Origin of the sequence: Streptomyces sp. SPB074, from assembly GCF_000154905.1 — a bacterium.
Classification (GTDB): Bacteria; Actinomycetota; Actinomycetes; order Streptomycetales; family Streptomycetaceae; genus Streptomyces.
This window is the reverse complement of sequence record NZ_GG770539.1, coordinates 4,809,640-4,827,396: the sequence shown is the minus strand read 5'-3', so window position 1 is coordinate 4,827,396 and position 17,757 is coordinate 4,809,640. Positions and strand designations below refer to the sequence as shown.

14 protein-coding genes, 1 tRNA gene and 2 pseudogenes are annotated in these 17,757 nt (G+C 70.8%); 7 read left to right on the top strand and 10 right to left on the bottom strand.

The window, feature by feature from the left end:
* A pseudogene (locus SSBG_RS35005) lies at positions 1–255 on the bottom strand (hypothetical protein); the annotation flags it as partial.
* A 128-nt stretch (positions 256–383) separates the two neighbouring features.
* Between SSBG_RS35005 and SSBG_RS20290 the strand changes: the two are divergent.
* A tRNA-Gly gene (locus SSBG_RS20290) sits at positions 384–457 on the top strand.
* 867 nt (positions 458–1,324) lie between these two features.
* Positions 1,325–2,328 (top strand): annotated as a pseudogene (locus tag SSBG_RS31540) (IS5 family transposase).
* A gap of 286 nt (positions 2,329–2,614) precedes the next feature.
* Here the strand turns inward: SSBG_RS31540 and SSBG_RS20275 are convergent.
* A complete protein-coding gene (locus tag SSBG_RS20275) occupies positions 2,615–2,809 on the bottom strand; it encodes a hypothetical protein (RefSeq protein WP_008747938.1) in 195 nt (64 codons plus the stop codon).
* A 606-nt stretch (positions 2,810–3,415) separates the two neighbouring features.
* On the opposite strand from SSBG_RS20275, the gene SSBG_RS20270 reads away from it, so the two are divergent.
* Positions 3,416–4,567 carry an acyltransferase family protein gene (locus tag SSBG_RS20270; protein WP_008747937.1) on the top strand — a complete coding sequence of 384 codons (1,152 nt, stop codon included), beginning with the start codon at positions 3,416–3,418 and terminating at the stop codon, positions 4,565–4,567.
* A 266-nt stretch (positions 4,568–4,833) separates the two neighbouring features.
* Positions 4,834–6,108 carry a cation:proton antiporter gene (locus tag SSBG_RS20265; protein ID WP_008747936.1) on the top strand — a complete coding sequence of 425 codons (1,275 nt, stop codon included), beginning with the start codon at positions 4,834–4,836 and terminating at the stop codon, positions 6,106–6,108.
* Between the two features lie 387 nt (positions 6,109–6,495).
* Here SSBG_RS20265 and SSBG_RS20260 read toward each other — a convergent pair whose 3' ends face one another.
* From SSBG_RS20260 to SSBG_RS20250, 3 genes are all read right to left on the bottom strand, one after another.
* The gene (locus tag SSBG_RS20260; protein WP_008747935.1) at positions 6,496–7,659 is read right to left on the bottom strand and encodes a PP2C family protein-serine/threonine phosphatase; all 1,164 of its coding nucleotides are present in this window, start codon (positions 7,657–7,659) and stop codon (positions 6,496–6,498) included.
* A 469-nt stretch (positions 7,660–8,128) separates the two neighbouring features.
* Positions 8,129–8,944 (bottom strand): Fpg/Nei family DNA glycosylase, encoded by an 816-nt coding sequence (locus tag SSBG_RS20255; protein ID WP_008747934.1) that lies wholly within the window; start codon positions 8,942–8,944, stop codon positions 8,129–8,131.
* 2 nt (positions 8,945–8,946) lie between these two features.
* A complete protein-coding gene (locus SSBG_RS20250) occupies positions 8,947–9,438 on the bottom strand; it encodes a ribose-5-phosphate isomerase (RefSeq protein ID WP_037870241.1) in 492 nt (163 codons plus the stop codon).
* 206 nt (positions 9,439–9,644) lie between these two features.
* Here SSBG_RS20250 and SSBG_RS20245 point away from each other — a divergent pair, with 206 nt between their 5' ends.
* The gene (locus SSBG_RS20245; protein ID WP_008747932.1) at positions 9,645–11,192 is read left to right on the top strand and encodes an amino acid permease; all 1,548 of its coding nucleotides are present in this window, start codon (positions 9,645–9,647) and stop codon (positions 11,190–11,192) included.
* A gap of 74 nt (positions 11,193–11,266) precedes the next feature.
* On the opposite strand, the gene SSBG_RS20240 is transcribed toward SSBG_RS20245, so the two are convergent.
* The 4 genes from SSBG_RS20240 to SSBG_RS20230 form a co-directional block, all read right to left on the bottom strand.
* Entirely contained in the window at positions 11,267–12,220 is a 954-nt protein-coding gene (locus SSBG_RS20240; protein WP_037870239.1) for an NADP-dependent oxidoreductase, read from the bottom strand.
* Positions 12,221–12,369: 149 nt separating this feature from the next.
* Positions 12,370–12,498 (bottom strand): hypothetical protein, encoded by a 129-nt coding sequence (locus SSBG_RS35465; RefSeq protein ID WP_267880268.1) that lies wholly within the window; start codon positions 12,496–12,498, stop codon positions 12,370–12,372.
* Between the two features lie 218 nt (positions 12,499–12,716).
* The gene (locus SSBG_RS20235; RefSeq protein WP_008744250.1) at positions 12,717–13,934 is read right to left on the bottom strand and encodes an IS110 family transposase; all 1,218 of its coding nucleotides are present in this window, start codon (positions 13,932–13,934) and stop codon (positions 12,717–12,719) included.
* Positions 13,935–14,212: 278 nt separating this feature from the next.
* Complete coding sequence (locus SSBG_RS20230) at positions 14,213–14,800, bottom strand: biotin transporter BioY (RefSeq protein ID WP_008747929.1); 588 nt, start codon at positions 14,798–14,800, stop codon at positions 14,213–14,215.
* 554 nt (positions 14,801–15,354) lie between these two features.
* Here SSBG_RS20230 and SSBG_RS20225 point away from each other — a divergent pair.
* Both SSBG_RS20225 and SSBG_RS20220 read left to right on the top strand, forming a co-directional pair.
* Complete coding sequence (locus SSBG_RS20225; protein WP_007827063.1) at positions 15,355–15,996, top strand: superoxide dismutase; 642 nt, start codon at positions 15,355–15,357, stop codon at positions 15,994–15,996.
* A 691-nt stretch (positions 15,997–16,687) separates the two neighbouring features.
* On the top strand, positions 16,688–16,909 hold the full coding sequence (locus SSBG_RS20220) for a hypothetical protein (RefSeq protein ID WP_037870238.1): 222 nt from the start codon (positions 16,688–16,690) through the stop codon (positions 16,907–16,909).
* 80 nt (positions 16,910–16,989) lie between these two features.
* On the opposite strand, the gene SSBG_RS20215 is transcribed toward SSBG_RS20220, so the two are convergent.
* A complete protein-coding gene (locus SSBG_RS20215) occupies positions 16,990–17,637 on the bottom strand; it encodes a DsbA family protein (RefSeq protein ID WP_008747927.1) in 648 nt (215 codons plus the stop codon).
* Positions 17,638–17,757 lie beyond the last annotated feature (120 nt).

Genomic DNA, 17,757 nt, shown 5'->3' with positions numbered 1-17,757 from the left:
CCGGGGCGGGGCGACGGGGAGGAGGGGCGCGGTGCGGGGGCCGCGGCGCGAGGGGTGCGCGGAGGCGTGAGGAGTGCGAGGCGCCCGAGGAGCGCGGGGCGAGGCGAGGGATATCAGGGCGCGGCGCAGGGCGCGCGGGGCGGCGGCGGGGATACCGGGGCGCAGCGGGGCGACCGTGAGGAGGCGGCGCGGGGAGCGCGGGGGCGGGTTGTGTGCGGAGTGCGCGTTCGGGGAGGTGCGGGGGGACCACCGCACGGAACTCTTCCGTGACCCGTGTGCGCTGAGAGGCGGACGGCGCGGGCGGCAAGGGGTGTGCGCCGGTGCCCGGGGAACCGCTACGATGCTCACCGTGCCGTGCGGCGACAGCCGTCACCGTACGTATTGCGGGCGTAGCTCAATGGTAGAGCCCCAGTCTTCCAAACTGGCTACGCGGGTTCGATTCCCGTCGCCCGCTCCAGCAGCGCAGAGGGGCCGGTCCGGAAGTCCGCTTCCGGACCGGCCCCTCTGTCGTGCGGACTGCGACCCCGACCTGCGTACCGCTTCGCCGTTCGACTCGCCGGTGCCACACCGCGACGGAAGAACGACGACGCGCACCCCGACCCGGCACCCACGCGACGCGCGGGCGACCGACGGCCCCGGGGCGACCGCTTCACCTCGGCCACGTCGTCGGACCGTACTGGCACGGGACGCGTGACGCGCCCCGCCCCCGCCAGACCCGCACCACCACGAGTTCCGCACACGCCCGTGCTCCCGGCTCGTGCCGCACGCACGGGGAGGCGACCGGAACCCGGCTCCACCCCCGCCGGTACGCCTGGATGCTCGCGCCCGTCCCTGCCCAGCGCCGAGCGCTCCCCATCACTCACGAGCCCCCGGCTCCCCCACCGACCACCGACACCGGAGCGAGCCGACAGATCATCGACCCCACGACCACGAGCCATCGAGCGAGGCCGCACAGGCGCCGACATCAGACGTCCACGCGCCCTGGAGCCACGGTTTTCCGGCGGATCGGGTGCGCCCGGGCGGGCGGCACGGGCTCTCCGGAGGGAGGCGTCAGCGGCCTTGTCAGGCCGGTCCTCAACCATGCAGCCCCGGCTTGCTGCTGCATAGGCGAGACAAGCCGCACCCACAGTCGCGCCGAGCGTGGAAGACGCGAGACCGACGCCCCCGCCGAGGGCTAGCACGGCGGTCCTGGCAGTCCGGCGATCCTCGCGGACGCCGCTGGAGGTACGTGCAACCGGAGTGACGGCCTAGGGAGCGTATCGAGTCGTGATCAATCTGCGGGATGTGCCTTCGTGGCACGGTCTGGTCCGGTAGACCGTCGTACGTGACGCGAGTGCAACTGACCGACCCGGAGTGGGATTTCATTGAGCCGTACCTGCCGATCGGCGAGTACGGCCCGTACCCCGAGCGGCTGCGGCAGCAGTTCGAGGGCGTGATCTGGCGGTTCAAGACGGGCGGCCAGTGGCGGGAGATGCCGGCAGAGTTCGGCGCCTGGTCGACCGTCCACAACCGCTTCCGGCAGTGGCGTGACGCCGGGGTCTTCGAGGCCCTGCTGGAGGGCCTGATCGCGGAAGCCGCGAAGCGCGGTGAGGTGGACCTGTCCCTGGTCAGCATCGACTCCACCACCGCCCGTGCCCACCACGACGCGGCCGGCATGCACCTGGACGAGGAGGTCCTCACCGCTCTGGAGAAGGCTGCCGCCGAGGCGGAGAAGGCCAGGTCAAAGGGGGCGGCTGCGACGAACAAACCGGGCAGGAGGCCGGGAGCGATCCCGGGCGGGAAGAACGACGGCGCGTCCGGCGCCGACGCAAACTTCGGCTGAAGGCCGCCCTGCTCGGACGCTCCAGGGGCGGGCAGACCAGCAAGATCCATGTCGCCGGCGACCGGAGGTGCCGCCCGCTGGCGTTCATCCTGACCGAGGGGCAGGCCGCCGACAGTCCGCAGTTCATCCCAGTGCTGGGGAAGGTACGGGTCCGCGGGCTCGTCGGCCGTCCCCGCACCCGGCCGGACGCGGTCGCCGCAGACAAGGCGTACTCGTCCCGCGGCAACCGTGCCCACCTGCGCAAACGCCGTATCAAAGCGGTCATCCCGGAGAAGAAGGACCAGGCCGCCAACCGGAACAAGAAGGGCTCCCACGGCGGCCGGCCCGTCAGCCACAACGCAGACCTCTACAAGGAGCGGAACACCGTCGAGCGTCTGATCAACAAGCTCAAGGCATGGCGGGGCATCGCCACGCGCTACGACAAGACCCCCGACAGCTACCTCGCCGGACTCTACCTACGCGCCTCGATGATCTGGATCAAGGACCTCACACGAGCAGCCTCTTGATCACAACCGAATACGCTCCCTAGAGCAGGGGCGGAGTGCCCCCCGCGAGGCAAGGGAACGAGCCGCCGCTGGAGAAGGCACCAGGGCGTGGGATCAAGTGACCAAGTTGATTCGGGAGGAGTGCGCGGACAGCGATGACGTCATGCCCGCCGATGGCACCAGGCGCAGCCGCATTCACTCCGGGGAACCCCACCTCGGATGCGCCATCAAGTGAGGCCCGCACGGTCGCGCGAGGCCACGACGCGGCCGAGACCGCGGCCCGGCCGGGGCCGGTCCGCGTCGCGCCTCAGAAATTGATCTGGTTGATCGTCTGCGCTATCGAGTCCAGGAAGCGCTGGATCGACGGCGCCATACCGCTGGAAGCGAGGAAGAAGCCGAAGAGCACGGCGATGATGGCGGGACCGGCCTTGATGGAGCCGCCGCGGAGCAGCACCACCAGGATGACCGCCAACAGCACCACCACTGACAGCGAAATGGCCATAACTGCTCACACCCTCGGTCGGTCTGCTCCCGGCCCGGGAGGTACACGTCCGCACGCCCCCGCCAGAACCATCGTGCCACCAACCAGGCTGTCCTATGCGGCGGGTGACACAACGTCGGCCAAGGGGGGTCTACCGGCCCAGGCCTTCAGGCCATACGTGAGGCGCCTGACACCTTCTGAGGCACGTGGGGCAGAAGCGGGGCGCGCGAGTTGACGGACGGCGCACGCGAAGCCTCGTGCGCGGGTCGCGCGCCGGTCCGGAATGGCGGGCAAAGCGCACGGAAAAAGCGGAACACGACCCACCGGAACGCCGGATATTCCCCGGCGGCCGTCTACGGCACGTCGCCCGGCATCGACCTGCGGAGGAAGAACGGCGCACGGCGCCCACCCCGACGGAAGTGCGGCGGAAGTCGCACGGAAAGCGTGTGCAATACCGCTGGTCCGTGGGGGTGTGACAGGAGTCGCGTGGCGTTCGCTTCGGGGAGGCGGAAAGTCGGGTAGACGAAGACAACGACAACAGGTGGCCCAAGAAACAAACGAAGTCGATCAGTCGCCTTCTCGCATCGATCACAAGATCAAGCGGGCGCGGGCGGCACCGAGGTATCCATGCACCACGATCCCGCGGAATCCGGGCAGCTCAGCGCGGTACCGGCGGACCCGGCGGCGCGCCACCCGCGGCCGCCAGAGTCGTCGGCACACTCCGCACCCTCCGATGCCACGAAGCGGACGGGGGCCGTGGGCGCGCGGGGCGGAAGAGTTCGCGACCCGTTCTTCGACAACGCGAAATACCTCGCGATCGTCCTCGTCGCGATCGCCCATTCCTGGGAACCGCTCCTCGCGTCGAGCCGCCCGCTGAGCGCTCTCTACCTCACCGTTTACGCCTTCCACATGCCGGCGTTCATCATCATCTCCGGCTACTTCTCCCGGACTTTCACGCTCGGCGCCCCGCAGGTGCGGAAACTGATCACGACGGTCGCCCTGCCCTACGTGATCTTCCAGTACGCCTACACGCTATTCGCCCGCGTCATGGGTCCCGACCCTGTCCCGACGTGGAGCGTGATCGACCCGTGGTGGCTCAACTGGTTTCTCATCGCGCTCTTCGTGTGGCGTCTGACAACGCCGCTGTGGCGTCTCGTCCGGTGGCCCCTCCCGCTCGCGCTCGCCTTCGCGGTCCTCGGCTCGATGTCCCCGGAGATCGGCGCTGACCTGGATCTTCAACGAGTGATCCAGTTCCTGCCGTACTTCGTCCTCGGTCTGCTGCTGCGCCCGCGCCACTTCGCGCTCTTCTCCCACAAGTGGCCGAAGATCGTCGCTGCGCCCGTGCTGCTCACGGGACTCGCCGCCGCCTGGTGGCTCGCACCGCGGTTGCCCTACGCCTGGCTCTATCACCGCGAGAGCGCGCAGGACCTCGGCGCACCCTGGTGGAGCGGCCCGCTCATGACCTTCGCCCTGTTCTCCGCCTCACTCATCCTGACGGCCGCGTTCCTCGCCCTCGTGCCGCGCCGTGCGACCTGGTGCACGCGGCTCGGAGCGGGCACGCTGGCCGGCTACCTCCTGCACGGTTTCCTGATCAAGGCAGCCGACTGGGGCGGCTGGTACGACAGCGCCTTCGCGCACTCCGTCCCCGGCACACTGCTTTTCAGCGCGGGCGCGGGCTGCGCGGTGACACTGCTGTGCATGCCACCCGTGCGCGGCGCCTTCCGCTGGGCGCTGGAGCCACGCCTGGACTGGGCCTTCGGCGGCACACGCGGAGCCTGAGCACACCCTCTCCCGCTGCGGCGAACGACCGCTGACGCGCCCCGGAGAGAGTGGGCTTCCCTCGAAGAGTGATGCCGTGCCGGGCGGCCCAAGCGCACCGCCGGACAGCCGGTCCGCACGCCAACCGCCCTACCGGCGAGGGAACTTCAATCGGACAACCCTTTTCCTTTCGACCCTTTGGTAGGGTAATTTTCGACTTTCACTTGACCATTACTTGACCTGACGCGAAGGTTGGGCTCATCGGACACGCGGAGACCCTCGTAGCGATGGGCGGCGCATTCCTCGCCGCAGCGGTGCTTGCCCGTGCGGGAGGCCGCATCGGACTCCCCACCATCCCCCTGTTCATCCTGGCCGGGATTCTGCTCGGCCCGCACACCCCTGGCGTCGTGCTGGTCTCGGACACCCACGACCTGGAGATGCTGAGCGCTCTGGGCCTGGTGCTGCTGCTCTTCTACCTGGAGCTCGAATTCCATCTTGACGACCTCAAGGCGGGCGGGCGGCGCATGGCGCTCGCCGGGGCCACCCATCTCGCCCTGAACATCGGCGCCGGCCTCGGCTTCGGATTCGCCCTCGGCTGGGGCACCTCCGAGGCTCTGGTCCTCGCCGGGGTACTCGGCATCTCGTCATCGGCGATCGTCACGAAGGTGCTTGTCGACACCGGTCGCCTGGGGAATCCGGAAACGCGTCCGATCCTCGGCATCATCGTGGTCGAGGACATCTTCCTCGCGCTCTACCTCGCCGCCCTCCAGCCGATCCTCTCCGGAGCCGACTCCCTCGGCGCAGCCGCACTCGACTGGGGCAAGGCATTCGGCTTCCTGCTGCTGCTCGCACTGGCGGCCCGCTTCGGGACGAAGCTTGTCGGGCGGCTGATGCACACGCGGGACGACGAACTGCTCGTCATCTCCTTTCTGGGAATGGCCGTGTTCGTGGCCGGGGTCTCGGAGTGGTTCGGGGTCGCGGACGCGATCGGGGCCTTCATGGTCGGCCTGATGCTCGGCAGCACGTCGTCCGGCGCACGTATCCGAGCCCTCGTGCATCCGCTGCGGGATGCCTTCGGAGCCATCATCTTCTTCGCGTTCGGGCTCTCCATCAACCCGGGAGACCTGCCGAGCGTGCTGTGGCCGGTTCTGCTGGCGGTTCTCCTCACCTTCACCATGAACGTTCTCGCGGGACTGCTGGCCGGACGCATGTATGGCTTCGGCAACGGCCCGGCCGCCAACATCGCGACCACGCTCCTCGCCCGAGGCGAGTTCGCACTGATCCTCGCCACGATGGCGGCGGGCGCCGGCCTGAACGAACGGCTCTCGCCCTTCATCGCCGGCTACGTACTGCTGCTCGCCGTTCTCGGCCCGCTGGCAGCAGGGCGCGCGCACTGGCTCGCGCGGCTGCTGCCAGCAGCCGGAAGGGGCTCCCTGGAGGAGCCGGAAACCGCGCCTGCGACCGAGCCCGTCTCTCTGGTCAAGGCCGACGACGCGGGGGGAGTACGAGACGCGGGGCAGCCGACCTCGGGGCCGCTACATCCCAGTACTCATGGTGGGTGAGGTTGCTGCCCCTCCGGGATGAGGTGGACCCGTGAGGCAGTAGAGCCCTCGTACGGGAAGAGACGTGTCCCGTACGGACCACGGTCCGGGCTTGGCCAGTGGCTTTGTCCGGTCCGTTGAGATCAGCTTGGCACACATCGGCAGCGAGTGGATATTCGCGAAAAAACGGCTCACTCGGAAGAGTGGGCCGTTTTGTGACTTCCGCGAAGTTATCCACAGATACACGGAATTGGCGCGGAGGGCGGGGCGGAGTGCGGAAGACTTGTAGCAGGGGTGCCCCCCCAGGGAGGGTGGGGGCTGCCCTGACGCCCCCCCACCTCAGCCCGCACCCCCAAACCCCGAGCAGACTCCCCCGCCGCCTAAGCCCGCCGCCCCCTCACCCCCGGCTCAGCGCTCGCCCCCCACCTGATCCCGGCAAATCAGCACCAGCGCCCTGTCGTCGTTCACGTCCTTCGCCACGGCCTCGATGAGGTGCCACGAGGCGCCCACGAAGCCTCCGGCGACATAGCGGTCGGCTTCGCCGGTGAGACGGTCGATGCCCTCGGAGATCTCGCGTTCGGCGGTCTCCACGAGGCCGTCCGTGAAGAGCATGAGGATGTCACCCGGGCTCAGACAGCCCTTGGCCGGCTCGAACTCGGCGCCGCCGTAGACGCCCAGGAGGGGGCCTTCCGCGGTCATTTGCTCCCACTGGCCCGTTCCGGCGTGGAGCTGGACGGCCGGCGGGTGGCCGGCCGAGTAGACCTCGTACTCGCCGGTCTCCAGATCGAGGACCAGGTGGATCGACGTGGCGAAGCCCTCGTCCCAGTCCTGGCGGAGCAGGTAGCCGTTGGCGGCGGGCAGGAAGTCCGCCGGGGGCAGTGAGCCCAGGAGGCCGCCGAAGGCGCCGGAGAGGAGCAGGGCGCGAGAGGCGGCGTCCATGCCCTTGCCGGAGACGTCGGTGAGGACGACTTCGAGGACGCGGCCCTTCTTCGTGCGGGCGGCGACGACGAAGTCGCCCGAGAAGAACTGCCCGCCAGCCGGCCGCAGGGACATCTCGCGGTGCCAGCCGCGCGGCAAGCCGGGCAGCTTGCTCTGCACCCGGATGCGTTCGCGCAGGTCGAAGAGCATCGTGCCGCCGCGCCGCCATGGCACACCGACCCTGCTGCGGAACTGCGCGACGAGCAGGCCGATGAAACCGCAGCCCGCCACGACGAGGATCGAGCCGGGGGTGACCCGCGCGGGCCCGTCGGTGTACGGGCCGAGGACCACCGATTCCACGATGAGGGCCGCCGCCGAACCGGCGTAGAGCCCCAGCAGGCTCGCCGGGCGCAGGACCAGGCCGCCGATCGTGATGGGCACCGCCAGCATCGCGGGGTCGCACCAGACCGGCGCGACGACGGTGAGCCAGCCGATGAGCGGCACGCACAGGAGCAGCCCGAAAAGGGCGATCCAGTCCGAGCCGTCACCGCGAAAATAGTCGACCCCGGCCCGGCGCACGGCGACGCGGGCCCGGTGGTACCGCATCCGCCACCGTGCCGCGGGGGTCTGCGCCGCAACGCGTTCGCCTGTCATTGCTCGGGACCCTACCGAGCGGCAATGCCTTCGCGCACCGAGGGGTCCGCTTTGTCCAGGTAGCGCATAGCGCGAGACGCCCGCACAGACGATCGGGCGCGGGGAGTGCACAGCAGGCGCACACCGCGCACTCATGGCAAAACTCCTCATGGCGCGGCGGCCATCTCGCCGCAGGGGCGCCATGGCCTCGGAGGCCCGCAGGTCCGAAACGGTCAACTCCGCACATTGGTGCGACGATACGATCCGCCACTCACGGCGGGCTGTCCAAGGCGGAGGCCGAACGCCGCTCCACCCCCGGCCCACACCGCGCACGGCCCCCGGAACCCGCCCGCATCTCCCCGCCACCCCAGGTGCGCCGAAGACCGAGCCCGACCCGCCGCTCGCTCCCGGCCGCACGACGCTCCCCCGCGCCCGCGCAGCCGCCCACCCCCCGCGCCCGCGCGGCCGCCCACCCCCCGCTTCCCCGCCGTCAGGCGCCCGTCGCCTGGCAGCGCGGGCACCAGAAGAGGTTGCGGCCCGCCAGTTCGCGGGTCCTGATCTCGGTGCCGCAGATCAGGCACGGCTGGTGGGCGCGGCGGTACACGTAGACCTCGCCGCCGTGGTCATCGCGGCGTGGCGGACGGCCCATGGCCTCGGGGGTGTGTTCCGGGCGGACGGTGTCGATGCGGCCGAGGCGAACGCCCTCGCGCATGAGTGCGCGCAGGTCGGCCCAGAGCGCGTCCCATTCGGTGCGGGTGAGGGAGCGGCCCGGGCGGTCGGGGTCGATGCCGTGGCGGAAGAGGGCTTCGGCGCGATAGACGTTGCCGACGCCCGCGACGATCTTCTGGTCCATGAGCAGCGCGGCGATCGTGGTGCGGCTGCGGGCGATACGGGTCCAGGCGGCCTCGCCGTCGTCTGCCTCGCGCAGCGGGTCGGGGCCGAGGCGGGCGTGCAGCGCGGCCTTCGCCTCGTCATCGATCAGCGCGCATGCGGTGGGGCCGCGCAGGTCGGACCAGCCACCGGGGCCGGTCAGGCGCAGGCGGATGGTGTCGGTGGGCGGGGGCGCGGCACCGGGGCCCTGGGCGACCTTGCCGAAGAGGCCGAGGTGGATGTGGACCCAGCCGAGCGGGCCGAAGCCGAGGAAGAGGTGCTTGCCGTGGGCCTCGGCGCCGTCCAGGACGGCTCCGTCGAGCAGGGCGGCCGAGGCGGCGAACTTGCCCTGCGGGGAGGTGGCTCGCACCGGCCGGCCGCCGAACCGCTGGTCGTGGTCGGCGGCGAGCCGGTGCAGGGTGTGACCTTCGGGCACGGTCAGGCTTCGGGTTGCGGGTGGTGGGCCGGGACGGGCGGCAGGACGCCGCTCTTCTCGTACGCGGTGAGCATCTCGATGCGCCGGGTGTGGCGCGGCTCCTCGGAGTACGGGGTGGTGAGGAAGACCTCGACGAAGGAGGTGGCTTCGTCGGTCGAGTGCATCCGGGCGCCGACGGAGACGACGTTGGCGTTGTTGTGCTCGCGGCCGAGTTTCGCCGTCTCGACGCTCCAGGCGAGGGCGCAGCGGACGCCTTCGACCTTGTTCGCCGCGATCTGTTCGCCGTTCCCGCTGCCGCCGATGACGACGCCCAGGGCCTCGGGGTCGGCGGCGGCGCGCTCGGCGGCGCGGAGGCAGAAGGGCGGGTAGTCGTCCTGGGCGTCGTAGATGTGGGGGCCGCAGTCGACCGGCTCGTGGCCGTGCTCGCTGAGCCATTCGACGAGGTGGTTCTTGAGTTCGTAGCCCGCATGGTCGGAGCCGAGATACACGCGCATACCGAGGAGTGTGGCACGTCGGGAACGGGGTAGCCGCTCCCGGGTCCGGGTGGCGCGCGTCCCCCGTATCCGCGTCGCCCCGGACGGTTCCCAAGCCAACTGGGCGTGTCCTTGACAAGCGACCGGACGCGGGTGTTCCACTAAGCGCGCGCTTTGTGACTCCCTTCCGGTCACCTCGCGCCCGGATGAAACGAAGGACTCCACGTATGACGCAGTCGATCAGTGAGCCCGGACACAAGGACGGCCCCCAGGGGCCGGGCGAGTACGGCGGTTCCGGCGATCCGGGCGGTCCCGGCGGCCACAGGGGCCCCGGCGGGCCGCGGGGCGACGGCGACGGCTCCGGAGGGGAGGGCGGCGGTCCGGCGAAGAACGCCGAGGGACTTCAGCAGGGACTCAAGGGCCGCCATCTGTCGATGATCGCCATCGGTGGTGTGATCGGCGCGGGGCTCTTCGTGGGCTCCAGCGCGGGTATCGCGGCGGCGGGCCCGGCGATCCTGGTCTCGTACGCACTGGTCGGGCTGCTTGTCGTCCTGGTCATGCGGATGCTCGGCGAGATGGCCGCCGCACGGCCGTCCTCGGGCTCGTTCTCGGCGTACGCGGACATGGCGCTCGGCCGGTGGGCGGGCTTCTCGATCGGCTGGCTCTACTGGTTCTTCTGGGTCGTGGTGCTCGCCGTCGAGGCCACGGCGGGCGCGGTGATCCTCAACGGCTGGGTCCCCGCGATACCCCAGTGGGGCTGGGCGCTCATCGTGATGTTCGCGCTCACCGCGACGAACCTCGTGTCGGTCGGCTCCTACGGCGAGTTCGAGTTCTGGTTCGCGGGCATCAAGGTCGTCGCGATCGGCGCTTTCGTGATCATCGGACTGCTGGCGGTCTTCGGCATCCTGCCCGGATCGGACAATCCTGGTTCCGGGTTCGACCACCTCACGGACACGGGCGGGTTCCTGCCCAACGGGGCGGGCTCGATCCTCACCGGTGTGCTGCTTGTCGTCTTTTCCTTCATGGGAAGTGAGATCGTCACACTGGCGGCCGGTGAGTCCTCGAATCCGCAGAAGGCCGTGACGAAGGCGACCAACAGCGTCATCTGGCGTATCGCGATCTTCTACCTGGGCTCGATCTTCGTCGTGCTCACGCTGCTGCCCTGGAACAGCAAGTCGATCCAGGACGACGGTTCGTACGTGGCGGCGCTCGACTCCATCGGCATTCCGCACGCCGCTCAGATCATGGACATCATCGTCCTGACCGCGGTGCTCTCCTGCCTCAACTCGGGTCTCTACACCGCGTCGCGCATGGCCTTCTCGCTCGGCGGACGCGGTGACGCGCCGAAGGCGTTCTCGCGCGTGACGCGCCGGGGTGTGCCGCAGGCCGCGGTCCTCGGTTCCGTCGTCTTCGGCTTCGTGGCGGTGTGGTTCAACTACCAGTGGCCCGACAGCGTCTTCGAGTTCCTGCTGAACTCCTCCGGCGCGGTCGCGCTCTTCGTCTGGCTCGTCATCTGCTTCTCCCAGCTGCGGCTGCGCCGGAAGATCCAGCGCGAGACGCCGGACAAGCTCGTGGTGCGCATGTGGCTGTACCCGTATCTGACGTGGCTGACCATCGCCATGATCCTGTTCGTCGTCGTCTACATGCTCTTCGACGACGACGGGCGCGTGCAGATGCTGCTCTCGCTGCTGGTCGCGGCGCTCGTCGTGGGCGTCGCGCTCGTACGGCAGCGGGTGCGCGGACGCCGGGAGGAACCCGTGACGGCGGGCGAGTAGAAGGCGCGCCGGGCGAGAAGGAGCGCCCTGGCGCCGGAGATCGTTCTCCGGCGCCAGGGCGCTCTCGCGTGCGCTCAGGAGAAGTCGATGACCCAGCGCCCGCGCGTGCCGCCCGCTTCGAGTGCCGCGTGTGGGGCGGACGCCTCCTGCGGCGGTACGACACCGGCGAGGCGGGGGCTCAGGCGTCCGGTGCCGAGCGCGGTGGCGATCTCCGCCATGAGATCGGTCCTGCCGAACCACTCGTGCACACCGAAGGCGCGGTACGAGATGCCGCGCGGCGCCGGTGGCAGCGGGCTCGTGCCCGGCTCACCGGGCTTGCGCAGGCTCGCGTAAGCGCCCCCGTCGCGTACGGCGCCGAGGACGGCCGCCCCGAGCAGCGCCCCGTCGAGCAGCGCGTCCACACCGTCCGGCACGGTGGCGCGCATCCGCTCCGCGAGGCCCGCGCCGCGCGGGACGAGCCAGGTGGCGCCCAGTTCCCGCAGCGCGTCCTCGTCCTTCGGCGCGGCGTCGGCGACGGTACGGATGCCGCGCGCCGCGGCGAGCGGGAGGAAGGAGCCGCCGAAGGCGCCCGCCGCACCCGTCACGCCCGCCGTGTCACCCGCCGTCAGCTCCATCGTCTCGATGGCGGCGAGCGCGGTGAGGGCGTTCATCGGAACGGTCGCGGCCTCGTGGAGCGCGACGTCTCCGGGGACCTCGACGGCCCAGGAGGCGGGGACGACCACGTACGCGGCGTACGCGCCGCCCGCCGGGCGCGTCGGCCGCACGACGCCCATGACACGGGTGCCGGGCGCGATCTCCGCGCCGGGGCCGGCCGCGTCGGCGACGCCGGCGAAGTCCATGCCCAGTACGTAGGGGGTCCTGCTCGTGTCCATGGCGCCGGGGAGGCCGCGCAGCAGGGTGTCGGCCGGGTTGACGGCGGCTCCGTGCACGCGCACCCGGATCTCGCCGGCGCCCGGTTCCGGCACCGGCAGCTCCGTCACGGTCAGCACTTCCGGCCCACCGGCTTCGGTGAAAACGACGGCTCGCATAGGGAACTCCTCGGGGTCGGGGCGGCTGGCGCCGCCACTTTGGATTACCTGATCCAAAGTGGCAACCGGAGGCGCCTCGCACCCATTCCCGGACCGTCCGCGCGATACGGCCCGCGCGCTGAAGCCCGTCGAAGCGGCGCGCCGCACGATCACGGCCCCGCGTCCCGTTTCGGCATGAGAACCGGCCCCGGCTCGCCCGCGCGGACCACACCCGCGACGGTCGCGGCCAGGACGAGAAACGCGGCGAGGACCCACAGGGCACGTGCGCGTGGGGACATGGCGGGCTCCGTCCGGTACAGGCGCGGGTCGCGCGTACGTACCTCTTGGACGCGGCGCGGTCGTCGCACGTTCGGCCGCCGCAGGTCTCACGGGTCGCGCCGCACGCGCGAGCGCCGCCCGGAGGCCTGTCGGCCGGGCGGCGCTCGCGGGGGGGGTGCCTCTATGTCTTTCGTCAAGGCACCCCTGCCGGGTTTGAGATAGTTCAGGGGCTTTGAGGTTATGCGGCGAGTTCGATGTTCTTTGGCGTGCGGGGTTCGTAGAAGGTGCCGTCGCGGAGCATGGCGAACAGGACGCTGACGCGTTGGCGGGCGAGGCGGAGGAGGGCTTGGGTGTGGGTTTTGCCGTGGGCTCGTTGCTTGTCGTAGTAGGTGCGGGAGGCGGGATCGGCGTTCATGCAGGCGAAGGCGGACAGGAACATGGCTCGTTTGAGCTGCCGGTTTCCGCCCCGCGGGGCGTGTTCGCCGTGGATCGAGGTGCCGGACGACTTCGTGGTCGGGGCCAGGCCGGCGTAGGAGGCGAGGTGGGCGGCGGTGGGGAAGCTGGTGCCGTCGCCGACGGTGACCAGCAGGGCGGCGGCGGTCCTGACGCCGACGCCGGGCATCGACGTCAGGACCGGGGAAAGAGGGTGGGCCTCCAGCAGGAGGTTGATCTGGGCTTCCAGGGCCCGGCGCTGGGTGTGGACGGCGGCGAGCGAGGCGGCCAGGGAGGGCACGACGATGTCGAGGGTGCCGGTGCCGGGCACGACGACGGTCTGTTCGTCGAGCGCGTCGAAGACGTCGTCGATCAGCCGCTGGGCCATGCGCGGCGCCTTGGGCCGGATCAGTTCCACGAGTCTGCGGCGGCCGGCCTTGCGCAGGGCGGCCGGGGAGCCGTGGCGCTCCAGGAGCCAGGTGACGGCCTGGTGGTCGAGACGAGGGCCGAGGACGCGTTCGAGGCTGGGGTGGAACTGGGTGAGCAGGCCGCGTATCCGGTTGCTGGTGCGGGTGGCCTCGGCGGCGAGGTCCTGGTCGAAGCCGACGAGCACGGTCAGCTCGGCGGTGATCTCGTCGGTCAGTTCCAGCGAGCGCAGGGTGTGAGGCATCGTCCGCGCGGCGTCGGCGATGACCGCCGCGTCCTTCGCGTCGGTCTTGGCCTCGCCCGGGTAGAGGTCCGCGATCCGGCGCATGGCCAGGCCGGGCAGGTAGGCAACCTGGCAGCCCGCGTCGCGGGCGACGGTCAGCGGCAGGGCGCCGATGGAGGCAGGCTGGTCCACGATCACCAGCACGGTGCCGAACCTCGCGGTCAGTTTGTCGAAGACGGCCCGCAGCTTGGGCTCGCTGTTCGGCAGTCGCTTGTCGAAGACCTTCTTCCCGGCCGGGGTGAGCCCGTGGCCGTGATGGCTGCTCTTGCCGACGTCCAGGCCGAGGAACACGCCTACGTCTTCGATCTCGAACATCGTGCCTTTCCCAGGGTGTTGACGGTGCCGGCCTCGGCTTCGGTGTCGTGCGCGCGCAGCCACGTCATGCAGACCTGCCGCTCGCGAGCTGTCCGGCATTGCGCCGGACCGGGCGGTGGCCGGACCTCTCATCAGCGTCTCCGACGGCACCTCCCGGGCCCGGTGACACCACCCCCCAGGTCACGCCTTCGACAGGGAGACACAGCCATGCCGGACCCGGAGACCAGCGGCCCCATTGCGGAACCGCAGAAAACATAACGGGGGGGGGACGGCGGGAGTCAGTCCTGCTTGCGGCCGATCAGCTTCCAGGCGGTGGGGAGGGCGGCGGTGGCGAGGGCCGTCTTGAGGAGGTCGCCGAAGATGAACGGGGTGAGCCCGGCCGCGATGGCGGCGCTCGCGTGGAGGTGGGCGGAGTACGCGAGGTAGGGGACACCGGTCGCGTAGATGATCACGTTGCCCAGCAGCATCGCGCCCGCGGTGCGCAGCGGCGAGCGGTCGGCGCCGCGCCGGGCGAGCGTGCCGACGACGAGGGCGGCGAGCATCATGCCCGGGATGTAGCCGAAGGAGGCCATGGCGGCCCCCGACTGTCCGTCGGCGAACCACGGCATCCCGATGACGCCGGCCACCGCGTAGAGGGCGAGGGCGAGGAAGCCGCGGCGGGCACCGAGCGCCGTGCCCACGAGGAGCGCCGCGAACGTCTGGCCGGTCACCGGGACGGGCGAACCGGGCACCGGGATCGCGATCTGGGCGGCGAGCCCGGTGAGCGCGGCACCGCCGAGCACGAGAACCGCGTCCCGGGTACGGCTCGCGGGGAGCAGGTCCGCGAGGACCGCTCCCGGGCGGTGGACGGCAGAGACAGAACTCATCGCATGACTCCGGTTCTCGGGCGGTTCCGTGGGGACGGGGCCGTTCGGCAGGGGCGGCACCCGAAAGGGTGCAGTGCGACCGTACCGAGGAGTCAACGAGCGTTCACCGGCCGTCGCGGACAAAGCCGCGACGAGAGACTTGGTGGGGATCTCACAAAGAGGCCCGCTCACACCTTCCCCGCCCACCCCTCGGGCGTGAGCCTCGTCACCTTGCGGGCAGCCTCGGCTCGAAGCCATAGCCTCGCCGTGATGCGAGCGGGGCCTGTGAGCCCGTTGCGTACGGGCTGGGAGCGACCGGCTGTGGACTTCCGCCAAAGCGGTTCCGCCGGTACGTGCCTTCCGGGCGCGTACTGCCGCCCGGATGCCGGACGGGCATCCCAGAGGGCGGACGGCCCGCCGAGGAGCCCGGATCGCCGGGCGGGCGCGGCATCGGCCCGGTCGGGGCATGTCGCGTGCGCCCACATGATCCATCGGCCACTCCCGCTGATAGCGTGCACTTGCAAGCTATTCGCAATAAGCTCGGCGCAACAAGAAGTCTTGGAGGGCGTCTCCGCATGGCCGTCTACACACTCCCGGAACTGCCGTACGACTACTCCGCGCTGGCCCCGGTGATCAGCCCGGAGATCATCGAGCTGCACCACGACAAGCACCACGCGGCCTACGTCAAGGGCGCGAACGACACCCTGGAGCAGCTCGCCGAGGCGCGGGACAAGGAGTCCTGGGGGTCCATCAACGGGCTGGAGAAGAACCTCGCGTTCCACCTCTCCGGGCACATCCTGCACAGCATCTACTGGCACAACATGACCGGTGAGGGCGGCGGCGAACCGCTCGCGGCCGACGGTGTCGGCGACCTCGCGGACGCCATCAAGGAGTCCTTCGGCTCCTATGCGGGCTTCAAGGCCCAGCTCACCAAGGCCGCGGCGACGACGCAGGGCTCCGGCTGGGGCGTACTCGCCTGGGAGCCGGTGAGCGGCCGCCTCATCGTCGAGCAGATCTACGACCACCAGGGCAATGTCGGGCAGGGCTCCGTGCCCGTCCTCGTCTTCGACGCCTGGGAGCACGCCTTCTACCTGCAGTACAAGAACCAGAAGGTGGACTTCATCGAGGCCATGTGGCAGGTCGTCAACTGGCAGGACGTCGCCGCTCGCTACCGGGCGGCGAAGGCCCGCACGGACTCCCTCATCCTGGCCCCCTGAGGCCACCGGCTCCGCCGAGCCCCCGCACGTCCTGCTCGTGATCGTCTTCTCACCCTTCACGCGGCAGGCCGGTAGAGAGGGGAACCCCCGCGAGGACATGACTCGCGGGGGTTCTCCGCGTTCGGAGGGGCACGGGGTCAGGGGGTGGCGGGTGGCGTGGGGGCGGCGGGGAGGGGTGGAGACAGCGGGGGCGCGGCGCGGGTCGGACGGTGGTGAGCCGGGCCTGGGTGGGCCGAGTAGTGGCGGGCGGACACGGCAGGCGGGGCGTGGCAGGGAGCCGGGCCGCGCGGGGAGCGCCGTCCGGTGGGAGCGGGGCCCCGTCCGGGAGCACGGCTCTGGGGCCCGTACGGCTTTGGGAGCGGTACGGCTTCGGCGGTGATACGGCCCTCGGGCCCGCTACACCGCCCAGGCGCGTTACGGCGCGGGGACGTGGTACGGCGCGCGGACGCGTTAAGGCATTTTGGCGCGGTACGGCACCGCCCGCAGGAGCCGCCCACGACAGGGCCGGCGGACAGCAGACCCCCAGGCGTCAGCCCCCGACGGCACCCCCGCCCCCGACACGGGGCCGTACGCCCCCGCCTGCGGCTCGCCGCGCACGTCCCGTGCGGCGCGCGGGTGCTTTACAGGGGCTCGCGGGCTTCCCCGGCCGCGCGCCCTTACGTGCCCCGCTCCCATGCCGCATCGTGGGCGGATGCAGCCCAAGGACACGTACTGCGTCTTCTGCCGCAGCACGGAACGGCACGTCCCTCTGACCGAGAACCAGCGACGCTGGGTCCGTGAACAAAAGGGCGCCACCCTCTACGTCGACGACCTGATCATGTGCGCGGCCGGTGCCTGCCGCAAGGTCCGGTCGTCGGGCAATACGCGCCGCTTCCATCCGGAGTTCCTGCGGATTCCGGAGGGGGTGGAGTGACGGAGAACCCCGCCGGTGGCTGAGGCGGGGTGCCCGCTCACAGGTCCGCAGGCCTGTGAGCGGGCGCCCGCCGACGGGAATCAGTCGAAGATCGGCTCCTGGGTGCGGGTGCGCTTGAGCTCGAAGAAGCCGGGGACCGAGGCGACGGCGAGCGTGCCGTCCCACAGCCGGGCCGCCTCGTCGCCCTTGGGCGCCGGGGTCACGACGGGGCCGAAGAAGGCGACGCGCTCACCCGTGACGCCAGGGACGGCGATGACCGGGGTGCCGACGTCCTGGCCGACGAGGTCGATGCCCTCCTTGTGCGAGGCGCGCAGCTCGGTGTCGTACGTGTCCTTCTCCATGTAGTCCGCGAGCGAGGCCGGGAGCCCCACGTCCTCCAGGGCGCCGACGATCGCCTCGCGGGTCGGGCCCTCGCCCAGGTTGTGGAAGCGGGTGCCGAGCGCCGTGTACAGCTTGCCGACCACCTCGTCGCCGTGCTGCTCGCGCGCCGCGATGACGACACGCACGGGACCCCAGGCGGGACCGCCCATCAGGTCCTTGTACCGCTCGGGCAGCTCGTCCAGCTTCGGCTCGTTGAGCACGGCCAGGCTCATCACGTGCCAGCGCACGTCGACCGGGCGGACCTTCTCCACCTCAAGCATCCACCGCGAGGTCATCCACGCCCAGGGGCACAGCGGGTCGAACCAGAAATCGGCGGTGACCCGTTCCTGCGTCTGCTGCTCGCTCATCTCGCTCCTCGTCACGCCGTCCCGCGGTCACGGGCACCGGACATCGTTCGGTCAGTCCTCAACGGCTGCCAACGTGCCGTGGCCGCCGGGGATTCCTGCGCCGTCCGATCTCAGGGAAAA